We start from the raw sequence: 22,977 nt of genomic DNA on the forward strand, positions 1-22,977 counted from the left end.
GACCAGTGCCGGGTGGGCGAGGATATCCATATAAGACCACCCATCCCGGCTTCGTTTGCTAGCCGGAGATGGGCATGCGTTTCGCAGATATCGGGCAGCAATTGCGCGCCTACCGGCTCGAATCGGGCCTCCGGGCGGAGGAGATCGCCGCGAGACTCGGCGTCTCGCGAGCGGCGCTCTACCGCTACGAAAAAGGCGAGGTGATCAAGCTCGATACGATTCGCCGCCTCGCCGAGTTGCTGAAGATCTCTCCCCTCTCTCTGCTGGGCATCGGGATCGACTATTTCTCCCGCCCCCTCGCCTTCCTCGAACGGTTGCGGCAGATCGAGGAGGAGGCCGACCAGATCCTGATCTTCGGCGGCGGCACCTGCTTCCAGGTGGCCTCCGACGCCTATGAGGCGGCGCTGAACGATGCCTGGGCGGAGTCGGTGGACGCCGCGCCCGATCCGCTGCAGGGCCGCAGCCAGGCGGAACAGGCTCTGTCCACCCTGCTGGCGCGGCGAAAACTCTACCAGCAGCGCCGGCCGAGCATCATTGCCATCCTGTCCGAGGCCTCGCTGCGACGAATGCTGCAGGAAGGTGTGGCGCCCGGCCTCGCCGTGTCCGAGCGCGGGCGAGCCCGCTGCCGGGCGGCGGCCATCGCGGAGGTGGAGAGCCTGGCCAATCTGATGGAATCGGTCCCGATCGGGCTGCAGATCGGCCTGAAGGAGGGACCGGAGCCGACGGGGAGCTTCATCGTGTTGCGCGGCCGGGAGCGGGCGCATGTGGTGACGAGCCCCTTCCCGCCTGATAGCGGCCCGGCGGTCGGCGCCGGCGTGGCGATGATCACCGCAGCCGACGAGGCGGTGGGGCTGCACCAGCGCGTGGCCGAGGCCGCCTGGCGCGATGCGCTGAAGGGCACGGCGGCGGCGAACCGGGTCCGCTACCTGCTGCGGGAGTTGCGGGCCACCGAAGCGGCGGCCTGAGGCAAAACTTCGGGAAAGGCCCTCAATACACTGTTTTTCAGGAACTGTCCGGTGGCCGACGGGCGAGAGCTGGTGGGCCCTCTGCTGCCGACCGGGCTGGATGCATGCTCTGTTGCCGCGTCGCGGATGACGGTCCCGGCCCACATCCCTCCTTTGGCGCCGCGTCCTAGAATTGCTTTAGAAACAATACTTTGTCTCTCGATCCGCATGCGCTGCTTCAAGCTTGCCATCTCGACCATAGCATCGGTAGAGAACGGTGCCGGCCGAGCCGCACGGAACCCCTTCCGTCTCGCATGGTTCGCGGGAAGCCGTTGCAACTCCCTGTTCCTGCAGTATTCCTGCACGCGCTAGAGCGTGATCGTTTGAGGTGGACTCACCGAAAAACATGAATCACGCGATCAAACAACGGTCTAGCCCGCGAGCAACCGGTCGATTTCGGCCTGGGCGAGGTCCGGCGTCCCCGCCGACGCCGCCGACACGGTTTGCGGCAGGGCCCGCACCTGGACTTGCCCCGTCTCCGGAGCCGGCGCCGCCGCGCGCCCGGGCATCAGTCCCTGCAGCAGCGTCTCGACCTGTTGCAGATGCTGTATCGCCCGGCGGATCCGCTGCCCGGTAATGTCCTGAAAGCCGCAGGCCTCGAAGATCGCGTTGACGCGGGCCGAGAGCGCCTGCAGCGCCGCGCTGTCCCGGGCCCCGTCCTCGATCCAGGCCTGGATCGCCTCCGCCGCCTCCAGGATGGTGTTCGCCGCCGCCTCGGTCGCCTGCACCACGGCTTCCAGTTCGATGCCGCTGTTGCGGGTATCGGCCGCCGGGATCGCCACCAACCCGCCGATCTGCTCCTGGATCCGGGCGAGCTGCCCGCCCAGGGCAGCCTCGCTGCAATCCATGAGCTGCACCGTCGCCCCGAGCTCGGCGCTGAGCTCGGCGATCCGGCGGTCGATAAAGCGCCGCAACTCGGCGAACTGCGCGGCGATCTCGGCGGAGGTCGGGAGGGTCATGCCCCTCCCTAGCTGGCCGCGCCTTTCCTGCCGGTGAATCGCGGCGCCCATCGCGGCCTCCTGGCCCCGTCCCGCTTTCCCCCCGGTCGCGCGCAGGCTAGACCAGGGGCCGGCCGGCGGGGCATGCCTCCGGGAGCGGCCTGGAGCGGATCGCGGAAGGGCGTGAACGCCAGGACGCGTGAATCTGCTCTGGAAACAACAGGCTACGGCGGAGCGGCGTTCAATCCTGAACGCAATCCGTCGTCGTCACGGCCGCGCCTCCGCGCGGCGCAGTCCGCCGGGCGGGACCACCCTCGGCGCTTCCAGGGACGGGATGGCGGTCAGCATCGATCTCGGGCACAGGGATAACGGCCAGCCGGCGCTGCTCGACCTTGAGGAGCTGCTGGCGACCCGGCTCCTGGTGCAGGGCAATTCCGGCTGCGGCAAGTCGCATCTCCTGCGGCGGCTGCTGGAACGCAGCGCGCCCTTCGTGCAGCAGGCGGTGATCGACCCGGAGGGGGATTTCGTCTCCCTGGCCGATCGCTACGGCCATCTCGTCATCGACGCCGCGGAGCAGACCGAGCAGGGGCTGGCGCTGGCGGCCGAGCGGGTGCGGCAGCACCGCGTCTCGGTGGTGCTGAATCTCGAAGGCGTCGAGATCGAGGGCCAGCTCCGCCGCGCCGCCGCCTTCCTCGACGGTCTCTTCGCCGCCGACCGGCCCTTCTGGACCCCGCTGCTGGTCGTGGTCGACGAGGCGCAGCTCTTCGCCCCCGCGGGCGGCGTCGATGTCGCCGAGGAGGCGAGGCGCGCCTCGCTCGGCGCCATGACCGACCTGATGTGCCGCGGCCGCAAGCGCGGGCTCGCCGGCGTCATCGCCACCCAGCGTCTGGCGAAGCTGGCCAAGAACGTTGCGGCGGAAGCCTCCAACTTCCTGATGGGCCGCACCTTCCTCGATATCGACATGGCCCGCGCCGCCGACCTGCTGGGGATGGAGAAGCGCCAGGCGGAGATGTTCCGCGACCTCGAGCGCGGCCGCTTCATGGCGCTCGGCCCGGCCCTCGCCCGCCGGCCGCTGGCGGTCAGGGTCGGCGCGGTCGAGACCGAAAGCCGCGGCGCCGGCCCAGGCCTGATGCCGCTGCCCGAGACCCCGGTCGAGGAGGCGCGGGCCCTGGTCCTCGCCGCCCCGGCGGCCGAGCCGCCGCGCCTCCGCCGGGCGCCTGTCGCGCCGTCACCCGACATCCTGGCGCAGCTCGCTGCCACGCGGCCGACCACCCCGGCCAGCCTGCCGCTGCCAACCGCCGAGGAGGCGGCGGAGCGGCACCGGGCGCAGCTCGCCATCCTGCGGACGATCATGGCGGATCCGGGCGCCGCCTTCCGGCCGGCGCAGGCGCTGCTGCAGGATTTCCAGCTCCGCTGCCGGATCGAGATGCTGCCCGGCCGCCCGCTCGACCTCGCCGGCTTCCGGCCGCTGCTGGCGCTGGTCCTCGCCGGGGTGAGCGAGGCGCTGGAGGCACGGCCGGAATGGCAGGAGGCGCTGGCCCTCGCCGGCACGCTGCCGGAGGACCGCCAGGGCGCCTATCTGCTGCTGGCACGGGCGGCGCTGGAGGCGGCGCCCTGCCCCTCCGACCTCGCCATCGCCCGGGTGCTCGGCAGCGTCTCGCGCGGCCGCGGCCGCTCGGCGCTCGACTTCCTCGAGAAGCAGGGCGTCATCGCCTGCCGGCCCGATCCGGCCGGGCGACGGGTCGTCACCCTGATCGGCCCCGGCTGGGAAACCGCCCCCGGCGACCCGGAAGCCGCGGCCGCCTGAGCGCGGCCGGCACGATGCGGGAACGTCAATAGGGCGTGCGGTCGGGCTTGGCGGCCCAGGCCGTGAAGGGACGCTGGCCCTCCTCCGGCAGCAGCCGGCTGGCCGGTACGCTGCGCCGCTCCGGCGGCAGCGCCACTTCCTGATAGAGCAGCGCATCGTCGAAGCCAGCGGCCGCCGCCGCCTCCCGGCTGCCGGCGAAGCGCACCGCATCCAGCCGCGCCCAGTGGATGGCGGCGAGGCACATCGGGCAGGGCTCGCAGCTCGAATAGAGGGTCAGGCCGCGCAGCTCGAAGCGCCCGAGCGCGGCGCAGGCGCGGCGGATGGCGGTGATCTCGGCATGCGCCGTCGGGTCGAGCTCCGGCGTCACGCGGTTGGTGCCCTCGGCGACGACCTCATCGCCGTGGGCGATCACCGCGCCGAAGGGCCCGCCCCCGGCGGCGACGGAGTCGCAGGCCAGGGCCAGGGCGCGCCGCATGTGGCGGCTGGCGACGGGATCGGCATCGGTCATGCGGCAGCCTCCGGGATGCCCGCCCGGAAGCACGGCCGGGCGAATGCCCATTCTAGACCATGATCCGTTCACACAGGGTCGCGGATCACGGTCCAGGCCGTTGTTTGATCACGTGATCCAGGCGTTTCAGCGCTTCCACCTCAAGCGATCACGCTCTGGCGCATGGCCCGGCCGGCGTCAGGGCGTCCCGGCTTCCTCGCGCATCTCGCGAAACAGCTCGCGCGCCACCAGCAGCCCCTCGCGCACCGAGGGCAGGCCGACATAGCCGCCCATATGCAGCAGCGCCTCGCTCAGCTCCTCCTCGGTCCAACCCATGTTGCGCGCCATGCGCAGATGGATCTTCAGCTCCGGCCAGGCATGGGTCGCTGTGTCGGAGACGACGCAGATCAGCGCCCGGGTCTTGAGGTCGAGGCCCGGCCGGCCCCAGAGCATGCCGAAGACGGCCTCCGAGGCGTAGTCGCCGAACTTGTTCATCATCGGATCGTCGTAGACGGTCTGCGCCATCTGTTCGACGGCGCGGTCGCCGAGCAGCTTGCGCCGGATCTCCCGGCCCTTCGCGTAATGCGGTCCCTTTTCCATGCTCCGTCTCCTCCTGCCCCGCCAGCATAGGCGCCCCCGCGGCGGGGCATAGCCACCCCGGCTTCACGCGACGCCCCGGCGGGGCTACGGTTAGCCACCTACCCAATCCGTGGAAGAGGAAACGCCATCATGGGCATGTTGGACGGTAAGGTCGCGGTCGTCACCGGATCGGGCGGCGGCATCGGGCGCGAGATCGCGCTGCACATGGCGCAGGCCGGCGCCAAGGTCATCATCAACGACATCGGCGCCTCGCTGACCGGCGAGGGGCAGTCCGCCACCCCGGCGCAGCAGACCAAGCAGATCATCGAGCAGCGCGGCGGCCAGGCCGAGATCAACACCGACAGCGTCTCCTCCTGGGAGAGCGCCGGCAAGATCGTCCAGTCCGCGCTCGACCATTTCGGTCGCATCGACATCGTCGTGAACAATGCCGGCATCCTGCGCGACCAGATCTTCCACCGCATGACGGCGGAGGAATGGGACGCGGTGATCGGCGTCCACCTCAACGGCTCCTTCTACATGTCGCGGCACGCGGCGACGCATTTCCGCAAGCAGGAGAGCGGCGCCTTCGTCCACATCACCTCGACCTCCGGCCTGATCGGCAATTTCGGCCAGGCGAACTACTCGGCGGCGAAGCTGGGCATCTGCGCCCTGTCGAAGTCGATCGCGCTCGACATGAAGCGCTACAACGTCCGCTCCAACTGCCTCGCGCCCTTCGCCTGGAGCCGCATGACCAGCTCCATCCCGGCCGAGACGCCGGAGCAGAAGGCGCGCGTCGAGAAGATCATGCGCATGGGGCCGGAGAAGAACGCGCCGCTCGCCGTCTTCCTCGCCTCCGACGCCGCCAAGGAGGTCAACGGCCAGATCTTCGGCCCGCGCATGAACGAGCTGTTCCTGTTCAGCCAGAACCGGCCGATCCGCGGCATCCACAGCAGCGAAGGCTGGACGCCGGAGAGCCTGGCCGAGCACGCGCTGCCGGCGCTGAAGAGCTTCTTCATCCCGCTCGAGCGCTCGGGCGAGGTGTTCTCCTGGGATCCCCTCTAAATCCCCACGACGTCGCTTCGCGCCGTCGCGGGGGCCCCGCGATTCGCAAGGGGCCCAGGAGGCGTCACAGCCTGCCGCGGCAAAGCCGCGGCAGGACAACGGGCAGCGACGGCTTCAGGCGCCGTCCTGCCGGCATCATCCGCCGACAGCCCGACAGGGGGTAGGGTTGCCCATTGGTCCGGGCCGGCCAAGGGAACCTCCCGGGGAAACGCCATGAACCCGCTCCACCGCGCGCTCTTCCAGCCGCGCCGCATCGCCCTCATCGGCGCCTCCTCCGATCCGAAGCGGCTGACCGCGCGGGCGCAGCTCTATCTCCGCAAGCACGGCTATGCCGGCGAGGTGCTGCCGGTGCATCCGCGCGAGGCCGAGGTGCTGGGCGTGAAGGCCTATCCGAGCGTCACCGACATTCCGGGCGAGGTGGATTTCGCCTATATCCTGCTGAACACGCCGCATGTCGAAGGCGTGGTGCAGGCGGTCGCCGCCAAGGGCATCGCCGCCGCCGGCGTGCTGGCCGACGGCTTCGCCGAATCCGGGCCGGAAGGCGCCGCGCTGCAGGCGCGGCTGGTCGAGACCGCCCGCCGCGCCGGGCTGCGCATCCTTGGCCCCAATTCCATGGGCGTGGTCAACCTCAACGACCGCATCGCCTGCTCGGTGAACGCGGCGCTGGAGGCGGAGACGCTGCCGGCCGGCCGCATCGCCCTGGTCAGCCAGTCCGGCTCCATGATGGGCGCCATCATGTCGCGCGGCGCCGCCCGTGGCATCGGCTTCTCGCACATCGTCGGCACCGGCAACGAGGCCGATCTCTCGGCCGGCGAGATCGCCGGGCTGCTGGTCGACGACCCGCAGGTGGACGCCATCCTGCTGTTCCTCGAGGCGATCCGGCAGCCGGAGCACTACGCCGCCCTCGCCCGCCGCGCCCATGCCGCCGGCAAGCCGGTCATCGCCTACAAGCTCGGCCGCTCGCCCTACGGCGCCGAGCTCGCCACCAGCCATACCGGGGCGCTGGCCGGCTCCGATGCCGCGGCCGAGGCCTTCTTCCGCGCCCATGGCATCGCCCGGGTGACGACGCTCGAGGCGCTGATCGAGCTGCCGCCGCTGCTCATCGGCCGGGCGCCCCCGCCGCGCATCCACCGCGCGGTCGGCGTGACGACGACGACGGGCGGCGGCGGCGCCATGGTGGTGGACTGCCTCGGCGTCGCCGGGATCGAGGCGCGGGCGCCGGATGCGGCGGCGGCAGCGAGGCTCGACGCCGCCGGCATCGCGCATCACGGCCGGCTGCTCGACCTCACCCTGGCCGGGGCGCGGCCGGAGCGGGTGGCGGCCGCGATCGGCGCGCTGCAGGCGGCGGGCGACACGGATCTCGTCCTCTCGGTCATCGGCTCCTCGGCGCAGTTCAAGCCGCAGGACGCGGTCGCCGGCATCCTGCGGGCGCGGGAAGCGGGCGGCGGCAAGCCGATCGCCGCCTTCCTGGTGCCGCAGGCCGATGCCTCGCTGCGGCTGCTGGCCGAGGCCGGCATCCCCGCCTTTCGCACCCCGGAATCGGCGGCGGATGCGATCCGCGCCTGGTGCGACTGGCGGGCGCCGCAGCCCGAGCCGGCGCGGCCGGCCATCGACCACGCCCTGCCGGCGCGGCCGGACGAGGCCGAGGCGCGCCGGCTCTTCGCCGCGCTCGGCCTCGACAGCCCCTTCGCCGTCCTGCGCGGCCCGGAGGACGCCGCGCGCGACCTCGCTTTCCCGGTGGCGCTGAAGATCCTCTCACCCGACCTCGCCCACAAGACCGAGCTCGGCGGCGTCCGGCTCAACATCCCCGATGCCGCGACCCTGCGGCAGGAGGCGGCGGCGATGCAGGGCCGCGTCGCCCGGATGGCGCCCGCGGCGCGGCTGACGGGCTTCCTGCTGCAGCCGATGGCGAAGGGGCTGGGCGAGGCGATCCTCGGCTTCCGCCGTGACCCCGAGGTCGGGCCGGTGGTGCTGCTCGGCACTGGCGGAATCGCCGCCGAACTGTTCCGTGACGTCACCCTCCGCCTCGCCCCGGTCGACGAGGCGGAGGCCATGGCGATGATCGCCGAGGTGCGCGGGCTGCAGCCCCTGGCCGGCTGGCGTGGCCTGCCGCCCGGCGACCTGCCGGCGCTGGCGCGGGCGGTGGCGGCGGTCTCTCGCCTCGCCGCCCGGCCGGATATCCGCGAGGCGGAGATCAACCCGCTGATCATCCATGCGGAGAATCGGGGCGTGACGGTCGCGGATGCGTGGGTGGTGTGCACGGAATAGGCTATGGAAGGGCGCGCACCCTTTGCGCCACCTTGCCTGCCACAGGAATTGCAGCCCATGCCCGCCACCATCATCCCCACCCTGCCCTACCGCGACGCGGCGGCGGCGGTGGACTGGCTCTGCCGCGCCTTCGGCTTCACCCGGCATGCGGTCTACCAGGACGAGGATGGCGGCATCGCGCATGCCCAGCTCATCTTCGGCAGCGGCATGATCATGCTCGGCACGGCGCGGGAGGAGGGCAGCGGCTCCATCCAGTACCCGCCGGCCGGCCATGTGACGCAGAGCGCCTATATCGTGGTGAAGGACGCCGATGCGCACCATGCCCGGGCGGTGCGCGAGGGAGCAGAGGTGGTGGCGCCGCTGAAGGACGAGGCCTATGGCGGACGCAGCTATTCCTGCCGCGATCCGGAGGGGCATCTCTGGCATTTCGGCACCTACGACCCCTGGACGAAGCGCTGACGGCCTTGGCCCTCAGGCGCCGGGCGCGAACCTCCGGTCCGCTTGGCTTCGCGGCATAAGCCGCAGGGCCCGTTCGGGGCCTCCGACCGGCCGGGCGACGGGTCCGTTGGTCTGCGATCGGGTGGCCGCGGGGGCTCGCCCCCGCCGGCATCCCCTGCCATGCTGCCGGCACGATGTCCGAGAACGATCCGGAGCGGCTGATCCGCGGCCGCTATGGCCTGGCGCCCGAGGCGCCCCTGCCCTTCACCCCGCCGCCGGAGGTGCCGCCTGGCCTCGCCGCCCTGCTCGACCGGCGTGTCACGCGCCGCTACGCGCCCGACCCGGTGCCCGAGCCGCTGCTGCAGGCCGTGCTCGCCGGCGCGCAATCGGCGCCAAGCAAGTCGGACCTGCAGCAATACGCCATCATCGTCCTCCGCGACGCGGCGCGCATCGCGCGCATCGCCGACTGGATCACCGGCATGGACTGGATCAAGCAGGCGCCGGTCTTCCTGCTCTTCTGCGGCGATGTCCGGCGCGGCCGGTGGCTGTGCGAGCGCCATGGCCGCGCGCATGCCAACGACAATGTCGACACCTTCCTCAACGCCACCGCCGATGCGGCGCTCGCCCTCGGCTTCGCGGTGATGGCGGCCGAGGCGGCGGGGCTCGGCACCTGCCCGATCTCCTATGTGCGCAACCATGTCGAGAAGATCGGCCCGCTCTGCTCCCTGCCGGAGGGCGTCTTCCCGGTGGCGGGCCTGACCCTCGGCGTGCCGGCCGGGCCGCGGAACTGGCTCTCGCCACGCCTGCCGCAGAGTGTCGTCGTGCATGCCGAACGCTACGACGAGAGCGGGCTGGACGCGGCGCTGCCCGCCTACGACGCCGCGCGGCCGCCGGCGAAGCCGCGCTATCCGGAGATCCACGGCCCGAAGCCCGAGGGCTGCGCCTGGTCGGAGAATGCCGCGCGGCAGCTCTCCGTGCCGGAGCGGTTCGGGCTCCGCGCCTGGCTGAAGCTGCGGGGGCTCTCCCTTGACTGACGACGCCCCGCACCGCGTGTCGCCGACCGAGGACAATCCCGGCGGCCCGGCCGAGAGCCGCCCCGCCGCGCCGAGCCGCTCCGTCACGCCGAAGCATGCGGCGAGCCTCATCCTCTGGCGCGAAGGGCCGCAGGGGCCGGAGGTGCTGATGGGGTTGCGGCATGCGCGCCACCGCTTCATGCCGAATGTCCTGGTCTTCCCAGGCGGCCGCGTCGATCGCGCCGATCACCGCGCCCCGGCGATGAGCGAGCTGCCGGACTTCACCCGCGCCTGCCTGGAGCGGCAGGCGCCGCCCTCCCTCGCCCGCGCGATCGGCATTGCCGCGGCGCGCGAGCTGCACGAGGAGACCGGCCTGGTCCTCGGCCGGATGGATGGCCACCGGCTGCTGCCGGATCTCGCCGCCATCGAGTATCTCTGCCGCGCGGTGACGCCGCCCAACCGCGTCGCCCGCTTCAATGCCCGCTTCCTGATCGCGCCCGGCGAGGCGGCGCATGGGCCGCTGCGCGGCTCGGGCGAGCTGGAGGAGCTGCGCTATTTCGGCTTCGAGGAGGCCTTCCGGCACAAGATCGCCAGCATCACGGCGAAGGTGCTGGCGGAGTTCCGCGCCTGGCTGGCGATGACGCCGGCCGAACGCGAAACCCGCGAGCTGATCTGTTTTCGAGGAATGGATAACCGGCTCAGCGACAGGTGAGCCGGCCGTCGCGGACCTCGGTTCCGTCTTGTCAGGTGAGGGCGAGCGTCCAGTCTGTTCTGCCCTCGCCGCCATCGGTGCTCAGCGTGACGTTCTGGCCCCAGCTCGCCACATAGGTCCAGTCGGTGTCCTCGATCCAATTCAAGGTATCGAAGCTTGTTGCCCGCAACCTGATGAAGCGGACGTAGAGATCAACCCTGTCCTTGATCCAGAGGTCGTCGCCGTTGATGTGCAGCCTGATGCCGAGATGGCCATTCAGCCCGCGCGAGAACTCGAAGCCGTAGCCCGGATAAGGACTTGGAATCTGCCCGACCCCATCGGGCAATTCCGGCGTCCGGTCGTTGCGCCGGGGCAGCTTCGTTGGGCCGCTGTAATCGTAGACGCGGAATGACCCGGGCTCCAGATCATCCTCGGCGGGATAGTCCAGGTTGAGAACTCTGAGCTCGGTTCCGTCCCGACGGATCACCGCCTGCACCAGGTTGTCCGTGCCGGCGTAGGAAGGCCTTGCCGCTGTCTGGACCGACAGTCGGATTGCGCCAATCCACATGGCTATCACCTTCTGCTTTGCCCCCGTGCGGGACCTGCCTGCACGGGGGCAAAGCATGCCAAGGCTTGCGCCAAGGGTCTGTGCGCTGGAATGCGTTACCAGGGGCCCGGCATTGGGCACCATCCACCCCGCCATGGTCCCGAACGGCAGCCGTCAGCCGAGGTGGTGCCAGCCATCCCCCTCGCCGCGCGCCACCCGCCCCTCCTGCTCCAGCTTGATCAGGTGGCTCAGCAGGCTGCGCCCGGCCGGGCCGACGAGGCGCGGGTCGAGCGGCCCGTAGACCGGCCCGACCAGCGCGGCCGCCGTCGCGCTGCCGGCCTGGCGCAGCGCCTCCAGCACCCGCGCCTCGCGCTCTTCCCGATGCGCCCGGAGCCCGGCGAGGAAGGGCTTTGGGTCGCGCAGCGGCGCGCCGTGGCCGGGCAGCAGGACCGCATCCTCGCGCGCCATGACCCGGTCGAGGCTCCGCATGTAGTCCGCCATGTCGCCATCCGGCGGGCTGACCACGCTGGTCGACCAGCTCATCACATGGTCGGCGCTGAACAGCACGCCGTTTCCTTCCATGGCGAAGCAAAGATGGTTGGCGCAATGCCCGGGCGTGTGCAGCGCGGTCAGTCGCCAACCCTCGCCGGCCACGACCGCGCCGTCGGCCAGGCGGTGCTGCGGCTGGAAGCCGTGGTCGCCGCCCTCGCCACCGGCCTCGGGCGGCGTCACATGCGGGCCGAAGCCCCAGGTCTCGGCGCCGGTCGCGGCGACCAGCGGCGCAGCCCCCGGCGAGTGGTCGCGATGGGTGTGGCTGACGATCACATGCGTCACCGTCTCGCCCGCCGTCGCGGCGAGGATGGCGGCCAGATGCGCCTCGTTCTCCGGCCCGGGATCGAGCACCGCCACCCGGCCGCGGCCGATGATGTAGGTGTTGGTGCCGCGGAAGGTAAAGGCGGAGGGGTTGTTGCAGACGATCCGCCGCACGCCCGGCGCCGTCTCCTCCACCGCGCCATGCGGCAGCGGATCCTGCCGCAGGAAGGGTATCGCCATCCATTCCTCCCACCTGGCGGCGCCTCAGCCCGGTCGCGCCGTCTCCTTGCGGCCCTTGCGGACCAGCTCGCGGTGCAGGATGTACAGGCCGGCGGCGACGATCAAGCCGGCGCCGCCGAGCATCGCCAGCCCGGGCAGCTCGCCGAAGACCAGCCAGCCGAGCAGGATCGACCAGAGCAGCGCCGAATAGGAATAGGGCGCGACCGCCGAGACCTGCGCGCTCGCCCAGGCCTCGGTCAGCAGCCATTGCGCCGAGCCGCCGACGAGGCCGACCAGGATCAGCAGGCCGAGATCCCCCCAGCCCGGCGTCACCCAGACGAAGGGCAGCAGCACCGCGGCATAGGCGCCCATCAGCAGCGACTGCCAGAGGGTGATGGTGGTCGAGCTCTCGGTGGCCGAGAGCTGGCGCACCAGCAGGGTCGTCACCGCCGAGAACAGGCCCTGCGCCACCCCGGCCAGGGTGCCGAGCGCCAGGCCCGGCGGCAGCTCGCCGGCGCCCAATCCCCCAACACCAAGACCTTGCCCGGCGGCGATCAGCAGCACGCCGCAGAAGCCGATCACCACCGCGCTCCAGCGATGCAGGCCCACCATCTCGCCGAGGAAGGGGATGGCGAGGATGGTGACGAAGAGCGGCTGGGTGTAGCCGAGCGCCACCTGCTCGGCGAGCGGCAGGATGCCGAGGGCGTAGAAGCCGAGGGTCTGCGCCGCGATGCCGGTGCAGGCGCGCAGCGCATGGCCGCCGAAGCGCCGGGTCCGCAGCGTGACGCCGCCGGCGCGCAGGCAGATCGCCAGCACCACGGGCAGGGCGAAGACGCTGCGGAAGAACATCAGCTCGATGACCGGCACATGGTCGGCCAGGTGCTTCACGATGGCGCCCATGCCGGTGAAGAGCGCATGCGCGCCCAGCATGCAGAGCGCGCCGCGGCGGATGTCGTGGCGCAACGCCATCAGCCGCCCGCCCGCAGCCGCGCCGCGCGCTCCTCGGCGCGCCGCACCCGCTCGCGATGGACGTTGTAGAGGCCGGCGGCGACGACCACCGCAGCGCCGCCGAGCGTGGTCCAGGCCGGCACCTCGCCCCAGAGCAGGAAGCCGAGGCCGATGCCCCAGAGCAGCGGCGTGTATTCGAAGGGCGCGATGGCCGAGACCGGCGCCAGCGCGTAGCCGCGGCCGAACAGGATCTGCGCCAGGGCGTTCAGCAGGGCGAAGCCGGCCAGCATCGCCAGCGCCCAGAGCGGTGGCAGCAGCCCGCCCGCCGCGCCGGTGGCGGCCGGCAGCCCCATCGCCGGCCAGGCGAGCAGGGCGAGGCCGACCGGCGCCTGCGCCGCCAGCACCCAGAAGGCCATGCTGTCCGGCGTGTCGGTGCGGGTCAGCATCCGGGTCCAGATCCGGGTCAGCGCCATCACCGCCGTCGCGGCCAGCAGCAGCGCTGATTCCCAGCGCCAGAGCTCACCCCCCGGCTGCAGCATGAACAACACGCCGGCGCAGCCGACCGCGGTGCTGCACCAGCGCCGCCAGCCGACCCGCTCCCCGAGCAGCGGGATGGCGAGCAGGGTCATCAGCAGCGGCGAGGCGGCGGCGACGGCATAGCTGTCGGCGAGGCTGACGCCGAGCGACCAGGCGAGGTACCAGGCGGCGGAGACGCCGGCCGAGAGCAGGCTGCGGGCCAGCAGCAGCGGGCGGTTCACCGCCCGGAGCGCCCGGCCGCGCGAGAGCAGCAGCACCGCGAGGCCGCCGAAGAGCCCGCGCCAGACCATGGCGACGGCCGGGCCGGTCAGCGGCATCACCCATTTCACCGTGGCATCGGCGAGCGAGATCACCGCATAGCCGAGCGCCACGATGGCGAGGCCGCGAACCGCCTCCTCGCCCGTCGGCATCGCGAGCGGGGTGCCGCCCGGCCAGGCCCGCGGCGCCGCCGCACCGATTCCCCCCTGCCTCATCATTCCCCGGCCTTGCCCCAGTCTTCCCCCGGGCCTTCCGTCCCTGGAGGGCGGTAGCGCCGCCACGTCGCGGCAGGAAGCAGGTGCGGCGGAAAACATGGCCGGAATGCGGATGAAACGGCCCCGCATCGCTCCCCCTCCGCCGGCGCCTGGACCCCGCCGCTTGTTCTCGCCGCCGGCCGCGTGCCAGAACCGGCGCGTGGAACCCGCGCAATACCAGCTCATGGACGCGGCCGAGGACGGCATGTGGTGGTACCGCGCCTTGCATGCCGAGGTGCTCGACGCCCTCGCCGCCGGCCAGCCAGGCCCAGGGCCGCTGCTCGATGCCGGCTGCGGCACCGGCGGCTTCCTGGCGCGGCTGCGCCGTGCGCGACCCGACCTCGCCGCCGTCGGGGTGGAGTACCATCTGCCGACGGCGATGCGGGCGGCGGCGAAGTCGGGCCATCCGGTGCTGCGCGGCACGGTGCATGCGCTGCCCTTCGCCGAGGGCAGCTTCGCCGCCGTGGTGAGCCTCGACGTGCTCTGCCACGCTGCGGTCGATCCGGCCCGGGCGCTGCCGGAGCTGCGCCGGGTGCTGCGGCCGGGCGGGCTGCTGGTGCTGAACCTGCCGGCCTTCGACTGGCTGCGCTCCGGCCACGACCTGCGGGTGCAGAACGCCCGGCGCTTCACCGCGCGGCGCGTGGCCGGCCTGCTGGCCGCGGTCGGGCTGGCCGGCGTGCGGCTGCGCTACTGGAACAGCCTGCTGCTGCCGCTGATGGTGGCGCGGCGCAAGCTCGCCCCGCGCGCCGCGCTGGCGCAGTCGGATGTCGCGGCCTATCCGGCCTGGCTCGATCGCGGCCTGTACGCCGTGACGCGGCTGGAGCGTCGCCTGCGGATGCTCGGCATCCCCTTCCCGGCCGGCGGCTCGGTGCTCGCCACCGCCCGCCGCCCCTGATGCCAACGGCATGAATGATCCATTCATGCCGGGCGTCCGAATGGGCGCCGCGGGCCGCGCCATGAGGCGCGCCTCGCGGCGCGACGCCGCGCAGCCAAGGTTCGCGGAGCGAACCGCCCGGCGAGTGAGGGGCCATTGATGTGTCAACATCAACGGCCGTTGCTATGACCCGAGCCCGGAGACCCACCATGCCCCCGAGCTTCCCCGATTTCGACGCGCGCCCCGCGGGGCTGAGCATCGTCGTCCCGGTCTATCGCGGCGCCACGACGGTCGGCCGGCTGGTCGAGGCGCTCTCGGCGCTGCGCCCCGAGGGCGGGCTCGAGATCGTCCTGGTCAACGATGGCAGCCCGGACAACTCCGCCGAGGTCTGCCGCGAGTTGCAGGCGCGCGCCACGGTGCCCGTCACCTATCTCGAGCATGCGCGCAATTTCGGCGAGCACAACGCGGTCATGACCGGGCTGCGGCATGCCCGCGGCGCCTATGTCATCACCATGGACGACGACCTGCAGAACCCGCCGGAGGAGGTGCTGAAGCTCTACGACCACGCCCGGCTCGGCGGCTGGGACGTCGTCTACACCCGCTATGCCGAGAAGCAGCACGAGGGCTGGCGCAACCTCGGCAGCCGCTTCGCCAACCGGGTGGCGGATACGCTGCTCGACAAGCCGAAGGGGCTCTATCTCTCCTCCTTCCGCTGCATGAGCGCGCTGGTGGTGCGCGAGGTGGCGAAGTATCGCGGCCCCTACCCCTATGTGGACGGGCTGATCATGCAGGTGACGCAGCGGATCAGCTCGATCGAGGTGCTGCACCTGGCGCGCGCCGAGGGCCGCTCGAACTACACGCTGAAGCGGCTGATCCGGCTCTGGCTCAACCTTGCCACCAATTTCTCCGTCCTGCCGCTGCGCCTCGCCATCTTCGCCGGGATCGCCATGGGCATCCTCGGCTTCCTGCTCGCCCTGTTGGTGGTGGCGGAGGCGATGATGAGCGGCACGCCCTCCGGCTGGGCCTCGAGCATGACCACCATGCTGCTGCTCGCCGGGGTGCAGTTCCTCATCCTCGGCGTGCTCGGCGAGTATGTCGGCCGCGCCTTCCTCTCGGCCAACGGCAAGCCGCAGGGCGTGGTGCGGGAGATCATCGCCCCGCGGCCCGAGGCCACCCCGGCGCGCCAGCCGGAGGACGCGCTGCGATGACGCTCTACTGGCTGGCGCTGGCCGCCGCGATCCTCACTTCGCTGCTCGGCCAGGTGCTGCTGAAGGCCGGCGCGGTGGCCGAGGGCGGCTTCCTCGCCCAGCTCTTCCGCCCGAGCACCCTGCTCGGCCTCGCTGCCTATGCCGGCGCCGCCTTCCTCTACATCATCGCGCTGCGCCGCATCCCGATGAGCATCGCCCTGCCCTGCACGGCGGCGAGCTATGTCGCGGTGGCGCTGCTCGGGCACTTCCTCTTCGGCGAGCGCCTCTCGCTGCAGAAGCTGGCGGCAATCGCGCTCATCTGCGGCGGCGTGCTGATGCTCGCCGGGGCCTGAAGCGCTTTCCGGTCTACAGCGCGAGCCGCGCCTCCATCACGTCCTCCTCCTCCGGCGAGCGCCGGATGGCGAAGCCGAGCGCCCGGACGAAGGCGAGCATCGGCGCGTTGTCGGCCAGCACCTGGCCGATCACCTCGCGCACGCCGTTGTCGCGGCCCCATTCGAAGAGCCGCTCCATCAGGTGCCGCCCGAGCCCCTGCCCCTTCATGGCCGGCGAGACGGCGACGGCGAACTCCGCCCGCAGCGGATCGCCCGGGTCGCGGATCAGCCGCGACACGCCGAGCGTCTCCTCGCCGCCCTCCGGCCGCCGGCGGGAGGCGATGAAGGCGATCTCGCGGTCGTAGTCGATCTGGGTCAACCGCGCCGTCATGCTCGGGGAGAGCTCCTTCAGCGGCGAGAAGAAGCGCCAGCGGACATCTTCGGGCGGGAGGGTGTGGAAGAAGGCGCCATGCGCCTCGGCATCCTCGGGCCGCACCGGGCGCACCGTCAGCGCCTCGCCCGCGCGGCTGCGCCAGGGGCGCGACAGGGCGGCCGGATAGGGCGGGATGGCGAGCTCGCCGCGCGTCCCCTCCGGCCGCAGCGCCAGATGCGCATCCAGCGCCAGCACCCCTTGCGCATCGGCGAAGAGCGGGTTGATGGCGAGCGATTCGATCTCGGGGAAGTCGACCGCGATCTGCGAGAGGCGGACCAGCACATCGGCGACCGCGGCCTGGTTCGCCGGCGGATGGTCGCGGAAGCCGGCCATCAGCCGGGCGGTGCGCGAGCGGGAGATGAGCTGGCCGGCCAGCGCCAGGTTCAGCGGCGGCAGGTCATAGGCCTCGTCCTCCAGGATGTCGGCCGCCGTGCCGCCCTGGCCGAAGCCGATCCAGGGGCCGAACATCGGGTCGTCGCCGAGCCGCAGGCGCAGCTCGAGCGCCCGCGCCGCCTGGCGCTGCACCAGGAAGCCCTCGATCCGCGCCGCCGGCAGCCGGGCCCGCACCCGGGCCAGCATCGCCTCCGCCTCCGCCCGCACCGCCCCCGGCGTGGCGAGGCCGAGGGTGACGCCGCCCACCTCGCTCTTGTGGCGGAGATCGGGGCTCAGCACCTTCAGCACCACCGGGAAGCCGAGCATGGCCGCGGCATCCGCGGCATCCTGCGGCGCGCTGGCCCGCCGGCCCGGGATGGTCGGCACGCCATAGGCGGCGCAGAGATCGAGCGCCTCCTCCTCGGTCAGCACGCGCCGGCCGGCGGCGCGGGCCGCCTGCAGCAGGCGCCGGGCGAAGTGGCGGTCGGGCGCCAGCTCCAGCACCTCAGCCGGCGGCAGCTCCGCCGCGGCGGCGCGGTTGCGGCGGTCCCGGGCGAGGTGCAGCGCGCCGCGCACCGCGGCTTCCGGGGTGGCGAAGACGGCGAGCCCGGCCTCGGCCATGGCGCGGCGCTGCCGGCCCGCCGTCGCCTGGCCGGCCCAGCCGACCAGCACCGGCGCCGCGCGGCGCCCGCCGGCGCGGGCAGCGGCGATCATTGCCTCGGCGGCGACGTCCCCGGCCTCCTCCGGCGCCGGCGCATGCAGCGCCACCACCGCATCCACCTCCGGCAGGGCGGCGAGCATGGTCGCCGCCTCGGCCAGGCGCGGCCCGCTGCCGGGGCCGAGGGAGAGCGGGTTGCCCGCCTGCCAGCCCTCCGGCAGCAGCGCGGCGAAGGCGGCGAGCGTCTCGGGCGCCAGCACGGCGAGGCGCCCGCCGCCCTCGATCACCGCATCGGCCGCGAGATGGCCGAGGCCGATGCCGTTGGTGACGACGGCGACGCGGTCGCCGCGCTGCGCCTCCGCACCGCCGCCGAGGCGCGGCCGCACCCGCGCCAAGGTCTCAACCGCCGAGAGCAGGTCCTCGAGCCCGGTGACGCGCAGCACGCCGGCGCGGCGCAGCGCCGCCTCCATCACCTGGTCGGTGATGCCGGCGCCGTCCATCGCCAGCCCGCCGGCCCGCAGCGCGACGACCGGGCGGGTGCGGGCCACGGCGCGGGCGGCGGAGACGAAGGCGCGGCGGTTGCGGATGCGCCGCAGGTCGAGCAGCACCGCGCCGGTCTGGGCGTCGCGCGCCAGCCAGTCGAGCGCCATGGCGAAGCCGGTATTGGCATTGCCGCCGATGCCGATGATCTGGCTGAAGCCGACCGCCTCGGCCGCGGCCCAGTCGAGCACCGCCCGCACCAGGGCGGCGGACTGGCTAACCAGCGCCAGCTTGCCCGGCTGCGGCGGGATGTGGGCGAGCGAGGCGTTGAGGCCGATCGCCGGCACGCAGAGCCCGAAGCTGCCCTGGCCGAGGGCGCGCATGCCGGTGCGGGCGCAGATGCCGCCGAGATCGGGCGCCGGGCCCGGCACCACCGCGGCGAAGCAGCCGCGGGCGGCGAGCGCGGCCATGGCGGGTTCGAGCGCCCCAGGGGCGAGGCAGAGGATGGCGAGGTCGGGCGGCTCGGGCAGCGCCTCGATGCTCGTGGCCGGATCCAGCCCCTCCACCGCCATGCCGATGACGTGGCAGGTTCCGTGGAAGCGGCCAGCGGCCAGGTTGCGGGCGAGGATCGCCGCCTCGGCCTGGGCGGGATCGGCGAGCAGCAGGACGCTGCGCGGCCGGAACATGGCCGCGGCCCGGAGGCCGGCGGCGCCCCGGACGGAAAGGGTGCTCGACATGATGCGGCGCAAGATGCGGCGGGCCGGCCGGGCTCGGCAAGCCGCCGGCCCCCCTTGCCCTCGCCGGCGGCGGCGCCTCCACTCGGTGCCGGCGCTGGCGGCAAGGGGGCGATGAGCGAGATGGCGGATCCACGGCTGGACCCGGAGATGGCGGGTTTCAACGCGATGATGGAGGCGCGCGCCGCCGGCCTGCCGCCGATTCGCCTGGCCCTGCCCTTCGATGCGCCGCGCGCCCTGACCGAGGCGCTGAACCTGCCGCTCTCCGAGGGCGGCCCGACCATGGCCGAGAGCGGCGACCGCTGGCTGCCGGCGCGCGGCCGGCGGATCCAGTGCCGGGTCCATCGACCCGCCGGCGAAGGTGCGCTGCCGGTGCTGCTCTACCTGCATGGCGGCGGCTGGGTGTGGAACAGCATCGACACGCATGACCGGCTGATGCGCGAATACGCCGAGGCCGCCGGCTGCATCGTGGTCGGGCCGGATTACGCGCTGAGCCCGGAAGCGGTCTTCCCGCAGGCGCTCGAGGAATGCGCGGCGGTGCTGCGCTGGATCGCGGCCGAGGGCGCGGCCTGGGGCATCGACCCGGCGCGGATCGTGCTCGGCGGCGATTCCGCCGGCGCCAACCTCGCCGCCGGGCTGGCGCTGTGGCAGCGCGCCGAGGGATCGCCGGTGCCGCTGCGCGGGCTGCTGCTCAACTACGGGGTCTTCGACTCCCGCCTCGACAGGCCGAGCTACGAGGAATTCGCCACCGGCTACGGCCTGACCCGGGAGCGGATGGCCTTCTACTGGGGCGCCTATGCGCCGCGCCCGGCCGACCGGGTGAACCCGCTGGCGGCGCCGCTGCGCGGCAGCCTCGCCGGCCTGCCGCCCTGCCTGCTGCACATCGCCGAGCTCGACGTGCTGGCCAGCGAGAACCACGCGATGGCGGCGGCGCTCGAGGCCGCCGGCGTGCCGGTGGAGACGCGGCTCTTCCCCGGCACGGTGCATGGCTTCCTGCGCGCCGTCGGCCATGTCGGCCAGGCGCGCGAGGCGGTGGCGGCGGCCGGCGCCTGGCTGCGCGGGCGCCTCGCCTGAGCGTCAGCCCTCCCGCACCATGAACCGCGCCTCCGCCCCATAGCTCGCCAGCGCCGCGGCCGGCCGGGCCGGCGCCTCGGCGAAGCCCTGCGCCGCCCAGTAGGGGCCGGTGCCGGAGACCGCCACCAGCGTCGCCCGCGGCCAAGGCGAGGCGGCGAGCAGTGCCCGCAGCACCGCCACCGCATGGCCCCCGCCGCGCAGCCGGGGGTCGAGCGCGACGTCGTGGATGTGCAGGGCGCCGGGCTGCACGGGCAGCGCGCCGAGCAGCGTGTCGAGCGCCGGCGGCCCCGCCCCGGTCCAGGGATGGCTCACCGCATAGCCGCCGATCCCCACCGCATCGGCCAGCACCCGGCAGCCGGCCGGCGCCAGGGCGAGGCGCTCGGCGAAGACGGCGGGGGATTCCGGATGGTGCGGGTGCAGGCGGTCGGCGAGCGCCAGCACCGCCGGCAGGTCGGCCGCCGCCATCGGGCGCCAGGCTGGGGTCATCGCTCCTCCTCCGGCATGCATCCGGATGGCGCCCGGCGCCGCCCCGTGCGAGCCTCGGCGGCATGGACCTGCAGCCCGGCCCCCGCAACCGCATCACCGATGTCGAGGGCATCCTCGTCGGCAATGCCGAGGACCACCGCATCCGCACCGGCGTCAGCGTGATCTATCCAACCGAACGCTGCCCCGCCATCGCCGATATCCGCGGCGGCGCCCCCGGCACGCAGAACATCCAGGCGATGGAGCCGGCAAGCCTGCGCAACGAGGTCGATGCCATCGTGCTCTCGGGCGGCTCGATGTACGGGCTGGACGCCGCCGGCGGGGTGGTGGCGGCGCTCGGCGCGCGCGGCCGCGGCATCGCCTTCGGGGGCGCCGTCATCCCGGTGGTGCCGGCGGCGATCCTCTTCGACCTGGCGAATGGCGGCGACAAGGCCTGGGGCGAGGCGCCGCCCTATGCCGCGCTCGGCCGCGCCGCGCTCGATGCCGTCGGGCCGGACTTCGCCTTCGGCAATGCCGGGGCCGGGCTCGGCGCCCGGGCCGGGGCGCTGAAGGGCGGGCTCGGCAGCGCCAGCACGGTGACGGCGGACGGGCTGCAGATCGGCGCGCTGGTGGCGGTGAACAGCTTCGGCAGCGCCGTGATGCCGGGCACCGACCGGTTCTGGGCCGGGCCGCTGGAGATGGGCGAGGAGTTCGGCGGCCTCGGCCCGCCGCCGGCGGCGTGGCGGGGCGAGGCGGAGATGCCGCTGCCGCCCGGCTTCGCGCTCAACCCGATGGCGAACACCACCATTGCCGTCATCGCGGTGAACGCGGCGCTCGGCAAGGGCGAGTTGCAGCGCCTGGCGATCATGGCGCAGGACGGGCTGGCGCGGGCGATCCGGCCGATCCACACGCCCTTCGACGGCGACAGCGTCTTCGCCCTGGCGACCGGCCGGGTGCCGCTCACCGGCCCGGCGATGCTGGCGCGGCTCGGGCATCTGGCGGCGGACACGCTGGCACGGGCCGTGGCGCGCGGGGTGTATCACGCGGAGAGCCTGGGCGACCGGCCCGGCTGGCGCAGCCGGTACGGGCGGGGCTAGAGCATTTTCACCCGTTCGGGTGTTTCCACTCGAACGGGATCTGCTCTGGGGCGTGATCGCTTGAGGTGGACTCACCGAGAAGCGTGACTCACGCGATCGAACAATGGCCTGGACCATGATCCCCGCCCTTGTGTGAGCGGATCATGGTCCAGGCCGGCGGGCGCCGTTTACCCCGTGGCGAGCGCCCGCTTCGCGACCGCGGCGAGGAAGCCGCTTGCCACCGGCAGGATCGCATCGTTGAAATCGTAGCGCGGGTTGTGCAGCTCGCAGCCGCCGGTGCCGTTCCGGTCCGTGGGCCCGTTGCCGATCCAGACGAAGGCGCCCGGCACCTCGTGCAGGAACCAGGAGAAATCCTCGCCCGTCATCGCCGGCAGCATGTCGCGCCGCACCGCGGTCACGCTGCCCGCGGCGGCGGCGGCTATGTCGCGCTCGCCGGGATGGTTCGCCGTCACCTGCACGCCGACGCGGAACTCCACCGTCGCCCGGAGGCCGAAGGCGGCGGCGATGCCTTCGGCGACGCGGCGCAGCCCGGCCTCGATCGCCTCGCCCGTCGCGTCGGCGAGCCAGCGCGCGGTGCCCTTCAGCACGGCGCGGTCGGCGATCTGGTTCTGCGCCTCGCCGGCCTCGGCGACGGTCACGCTGACGACGCCGGCCTGCAGCGGATCGAGGTTGCGCGCGACGATGCTCTGCAGCGCGACGATGCAATGCCCGGCGCCGAGCATCGGGTCGCGCGTCAGGTGCGGCAGGGCGGCATGGCCGGCATGGCCCTCGAAGGCGATCTCGAAGCGGGCGCCGGCCGCCATCACCGCGCTGTCATGCACCGCGACGGTCCCCGCCGCCAGGCCCGGCCAGTTGTGCCAGCCGAAGATGCGCTCCATCGGGAAGCGCCGGAACAGACCATCCGAGATCATCGCCCGGGCGCCGCCGCCGCCCTCCTCCGCCGGCTGGATGACGAGATGCACGGTGCCCGACCAGTCGGGGTCCTGCAGCAGCAGCGCCGCGGCGCCGAGCAGTGCGGTGGTGTGCCCGTCATGGCCGCAGGCATGCATCACGCCGGGGATGGTGGAGCGGTGGGGCAGCGCCTCGTTCAGCTCTTGGATCGGCAGCGCATCCATGTCGCCGCGTAGCCCGACGCTGCGGTTGCCGCCGGCGCCGCCGCCTCGGCGGATGGTGCCGACGATGCCATGCCCGCCGACGCCCTCGGTGACCTCCACCCCCAGCTCGCGCAGCCGTGCCGCCACGAAGGCCGCGGTCTCGCCTTCATGCAAGGTCAGCCCGGGATGGGCATGCAGGTGGCGGCGCCAGGCGGTCAGCCGTTGGGCGAGAGGGTCTTCCATGGCAGTGTCCTAACTCGCGCCCCGGGGCAGTTCCATCCCCGGGGGGAACCAAGCCAGAAGAAAATGCTTCCGCA

Annotated in this window: 22 protein-coding genes; 12 read left to right on the top strand and 10 right to left on the bottom strand. The window is 73.0% G+C overall.

From position 1 onward, the window contains the following. Nucleotides 1-74: 74 nt before the first annotated feature. Entirely contained in the window at nt 75-965 is an 891-nt protein-coding gene (locus HJG45_RS11990; protein WP_171612355.1) for a helix-turn-helix domain-containing protein, read from the top strand. Nucleotides 966-1,375: 410 nt separating this feature from the next. Here HJG45_RS11990 and HJG45_RS11995 read toward each other — a convergent pair whose 3' ends face one another. Beyond that, nucleotides 1,376-1,963 carry a hypothetical protein gene (locus HJG45_RS11995; RefSeq protein ID WP_171612356.1) on the bottom strand — a complete coding sequence of 196 codons (588 nt, stop codon included), beginning with the start codon at nt 1,961-1,963 and terminating at the stop codon, nt 1,376-1,378. A gap of 313 nt (nt 1,964-2,276) precedes the next feature. Here HJG45_RS11995 and HJG45_RS12000 point away from each other — a divergent pair, with 313 nt between their 5' ends. Next, nucleotides 2,277-3,749: a helicase HerA domain-containing protein gene (locus HJG45_RS12000; RefSeq protein WP_171612357.1), complete on the top strand. Its 1,473-nt coding sequence runs from the start codon at nt 2,277-2,279 to the stop codon at nt 3,747-3,749. A gap of 25 nt (nt 3,750-3,774) precedes the next feature. Here HJG45_RS12000 and HJG45_RS12005 read toward each other — a convergent pair whose 3' ends face one another. After that, nucleotides 3,775-4,257: a nucleoside deaminase gene (locus HJG45_RS12005; protein ID WP_171612358.1), complete on the bottom strand. Its 483-nt coding sequence runs from the start codon at nt 4,255-4,257 to the stop codon at nt 3,775-3,777. Nucleotides 4,258-4,434: 177 nt separating this feature from the next. After that, nucleotides 4,435-4,836 carry a carboxymuconolactone decarboxylase family protein gene (locus HJG45_RS12010; protein WP_171612359.1) on the bottom strand — a complete coding sequence of 134 codons (402 nt, stop codon included), beginning with the start codon at nt 4,834-4,836 and terminating at the stop codon, nt 4,435-4,437. A 129-nt stretch (nt 4,837-4,965) separates the two neighbouring features. Between HJG45_RS12010 and HJG45_RS12015 the strand changes: the two genes are divergently transcribed. The 5 genes from HJG45_RS12015 (at nt 4,966) to HJG45_RS12035 (ending at nt 10,308) form a co-directional block, all read left to right on the top strand. Beyond that, entirely contained in the window at nt 4,966-5,877 is a 912-nt protein-coding gene (locus tag HJG45_RS12015) for an SDR family NAD(P)-dependent oxidoreductase (RefSeq protein ID WP_171612360.1), read from the top strand. Nucleotides 5,878-6,090: 213 nt separating this feature from the next. After that, nucleotides 6,091-8,145: an acetate--CoA ligase family protein gene (locus tag HJG45_RS12020; protein ID WP_171612361.1), complete on the top strand. Its 2,055-nt coding sequence runs from the start codon at nt 6,091-6,093 to the stop codon at nt 8,143-8,145. A gap of 57 nt (nt 8,146-8,202) precedes the next feature. Further along, nucleotides 8,203-8,604, top strand: a complete 402-nt coding sequence (locus HJG45_RS12025) for a VOC family protein (protein WP_171612362.1) — start codon at nt 8,203-8,205, stop codon at nt 8,602-8,604. Nucleotides 8,605-8,777: 173 nt separating this feature from the next. Next, nucleotides 8,778-9,617: a nitroreductase family protein gene (locus tag HJG45_RS12030; RefSeq protein WP_171612363.1), complete on the top strand. Its 840-nt coding sequence runs from the start codon at nt 8,778-8,780 to the stop codon at nt 9,615-9,617. Further along, nucleotides 9,610-10,308: an NUDIX domain-containing protein gene (locus HJG45_RS12035; protein ID WP_174890446.1), complete on the top strand. Its 699-nt coding sequence runs from the start codon at nt 9,610-9,612 to the stop codon at nt 10,306-10,308. The genes HJG45_RS12030 and HJG45_RS12035 overlap by 8 nt, the downstream gene beginning before the upstream one ends. A 31-nt stretch (nt 10,309-10,339) precedes the next feature. Here the strand turns inward: HJG45_RS12035 and HJG45_RS12040 are convergent, their stop codons facing one another. The 4 genes from HJG45_RS12040 to HJG45_RS12055 all read right to left on the bottom strand — a co-directional run bounded on the left by HJG45_RS12040 (nt 10,340) and on the right by HJG45_RS12055 (nt 13,824). Continuing rightward, nucleotides 10,340-10,855, bottom strand: coding sequence for a hypothetical protein (locus tag HJG45_RS12040; protein WP_171612364.1), 516 nt, complete (start codon nt 10,853-10,855; stop codon nt 10,340-10,342). Nucleotides 10,856-11,008: 153 nt separating this feature from the next. Continuing rightward, nucleotides 11,009-11,887, bottom strand: a complete 879-nt coding sequence (locus HJG45_RS12045) for an MBL fold metallo-hydrolase (protein WP_171612365.1) — start codon at nt 11,885-11,887, stop codon at nt 11,009-11,011. A gap of 24 nt (nt 11,888-11,911) precedes the next feature. Beyond that, entirely contained in the window at nt 11,912-12,835 is a 924-nt protein-coding gene (locus HJG45_RS12050) for a DMT family transporter (RefSeq protein WP_171612366.1), read from the bottom strand. Further along, nucleotides 12,835-13,824: a DMT family transporter gene (locus HJG45_RS12055; protein WP_254452459.1), complete on the bottom strand. Its 990-nt coding sequence runs from the start codon at nt 13,822-13,824 to the stop codon at nt 12,835-12,837. The genes HJG45_RS12050 and HJG45_RS12055 overlap by 1 nt, the downstream gene beginning before the upstream one ends. Before the next feature lie 199 nt (nt 13,825-14,023). Between HJG45_RS12055 and HJG45_RS12060 the strand changes: the two genes are divergently transcribed. The 3 genes from HJG45_RS12060 (at nt 14,024) to HJG45_RS12070 (ending at nt 16,277) form a co-directional block, all read left to right on the top strand. Then, nucleotides 14,024-14,758 carry a methyltransferase domain-containing protein gene (locus tag HJG45_RS12060; protein ID WP_171612367.1) on the top strand — a complete coding sequence of 245 codons (735 nt, stop codon included), beginning with the start codon at nt 14,024-14,026 and terminating at the stop codon, nt 14,756-14,758. A 188-nt stretch (nt 14,759-14,946) separates the two neighbouring features. Next, complete coding sequence (locus HJG45_RS12065; protein ID WP_254452460.1) at nt 14,947-15,945, top strand: glycosyltransferase; 999 nt, start codon at nt 14,947-14,949, stop codon at nt 15,943-15,945. Then, nucleotides 15,942-16,277 (top strand): SMR family transporter, encoded by a 336-nt coding sequence (locus tag HJG45_RS12070; protein WP_171612369.1) that lies wholly within the window; start codon nt 15,942-15,944, stop codon nt 16,275-16,277. The genes HJG45_RS12065 and HJG45_RS12070 overlap by 4 nt, the downstream gene beginning before the upstream one ends. 13 nt (nt 16,278-16,290) lie before the next feature. Here the strand turns inward: HJG45_RS12070 and HJG45_RS12075 are convergent, their stop codons facing one another. After that, a complete protein-coding gene (locus tag HJG45_RS12075; protein WP_171612370.1) occupies nt 16,291-18,936 on the bottom strand; it encodes a GNAT family N-acetyltransferase in 2,646 nt (881 codons plus the stop codon). Nucleotides 18,937-19,047: 111 nt separating this feature from the next. Here HJG45_RS12075 and HJG45_RS12080 point away from each other — a divergent pair, with 111 nt between their 5' ends. Next, nucleotides 19,048-20,007 carry an alpha/beta hydrolase gene (locus tag HJG45_RS12080; protein ID WP_254452461.1) on the top strand — a complete coding sequence of 320 codons (960 nt, stop codon included), beginning with the start codon at nt 19,048-19,050 and terminating at the stop codon, nt 20,005-20,007. A 3-nt stretch (nt 20,008-20,010) separates the two neighbouring features. Here the strand turns inward: HJG45_RS12080 and HJG45_RS12085 are convergent, their stop codons facing one another. Continuing rightward, nucleotides 20,011-20,493 carry a GNAT family N-acetyltransferase gene (locus HJG45_RS12085; protein ID WP_171612371.1) on the bottom strand — a complete coding sequence of 161 codons (483 nt, stop codon included), beginning with the start codon at nt 20,491-20,493 and terminating at the stop codon, nt 20,011-20,013. Between the two features lie 62 nt (nt 20,494-20,555). On the opposite strand from HJG45_RS12085, the gene HJG45_RS12090 reads away from it, so the two are divergent. Then, entirely contained in the window at nt 20,556-21,566 is a 1,011-nt protein-coding gene (locus HJG45_RS12090) for a P1 family peptidase (RefSeq protein WP_171612372.1), read from the top strand. A gap of 167 nt (nt 21,567-21,733) precedes the next feature. Here the strand turns inward: HJG45_RS12090 and HJG45_RS12095 are convergent, their stop codons facing one another. Then, nucleotides 21,734-22,903 (bottom strand): amidohydrolase, encoded by a 1,170-nt coding sequence (locus HJG45_RS12095; RefSeq protein ID WP_171612373.1) that lies wholly within the window; start codon nt 22,901-22,903, stop codon nt 21,734-21,736. Nucleotides 22,904-22,977 lie beyond the last annotated feature (74 nt).

Source organism: Roseicella sp. DB1501, from assembly GCF_013112485.1.
In the GTDB taxonomy this organism is placed as follows: domain Bacteria; phylum Pseudomonadota; class Alphaproteobacteria; order Acetobacterales; family Acetobacteraceae; genus Paracraurococcus.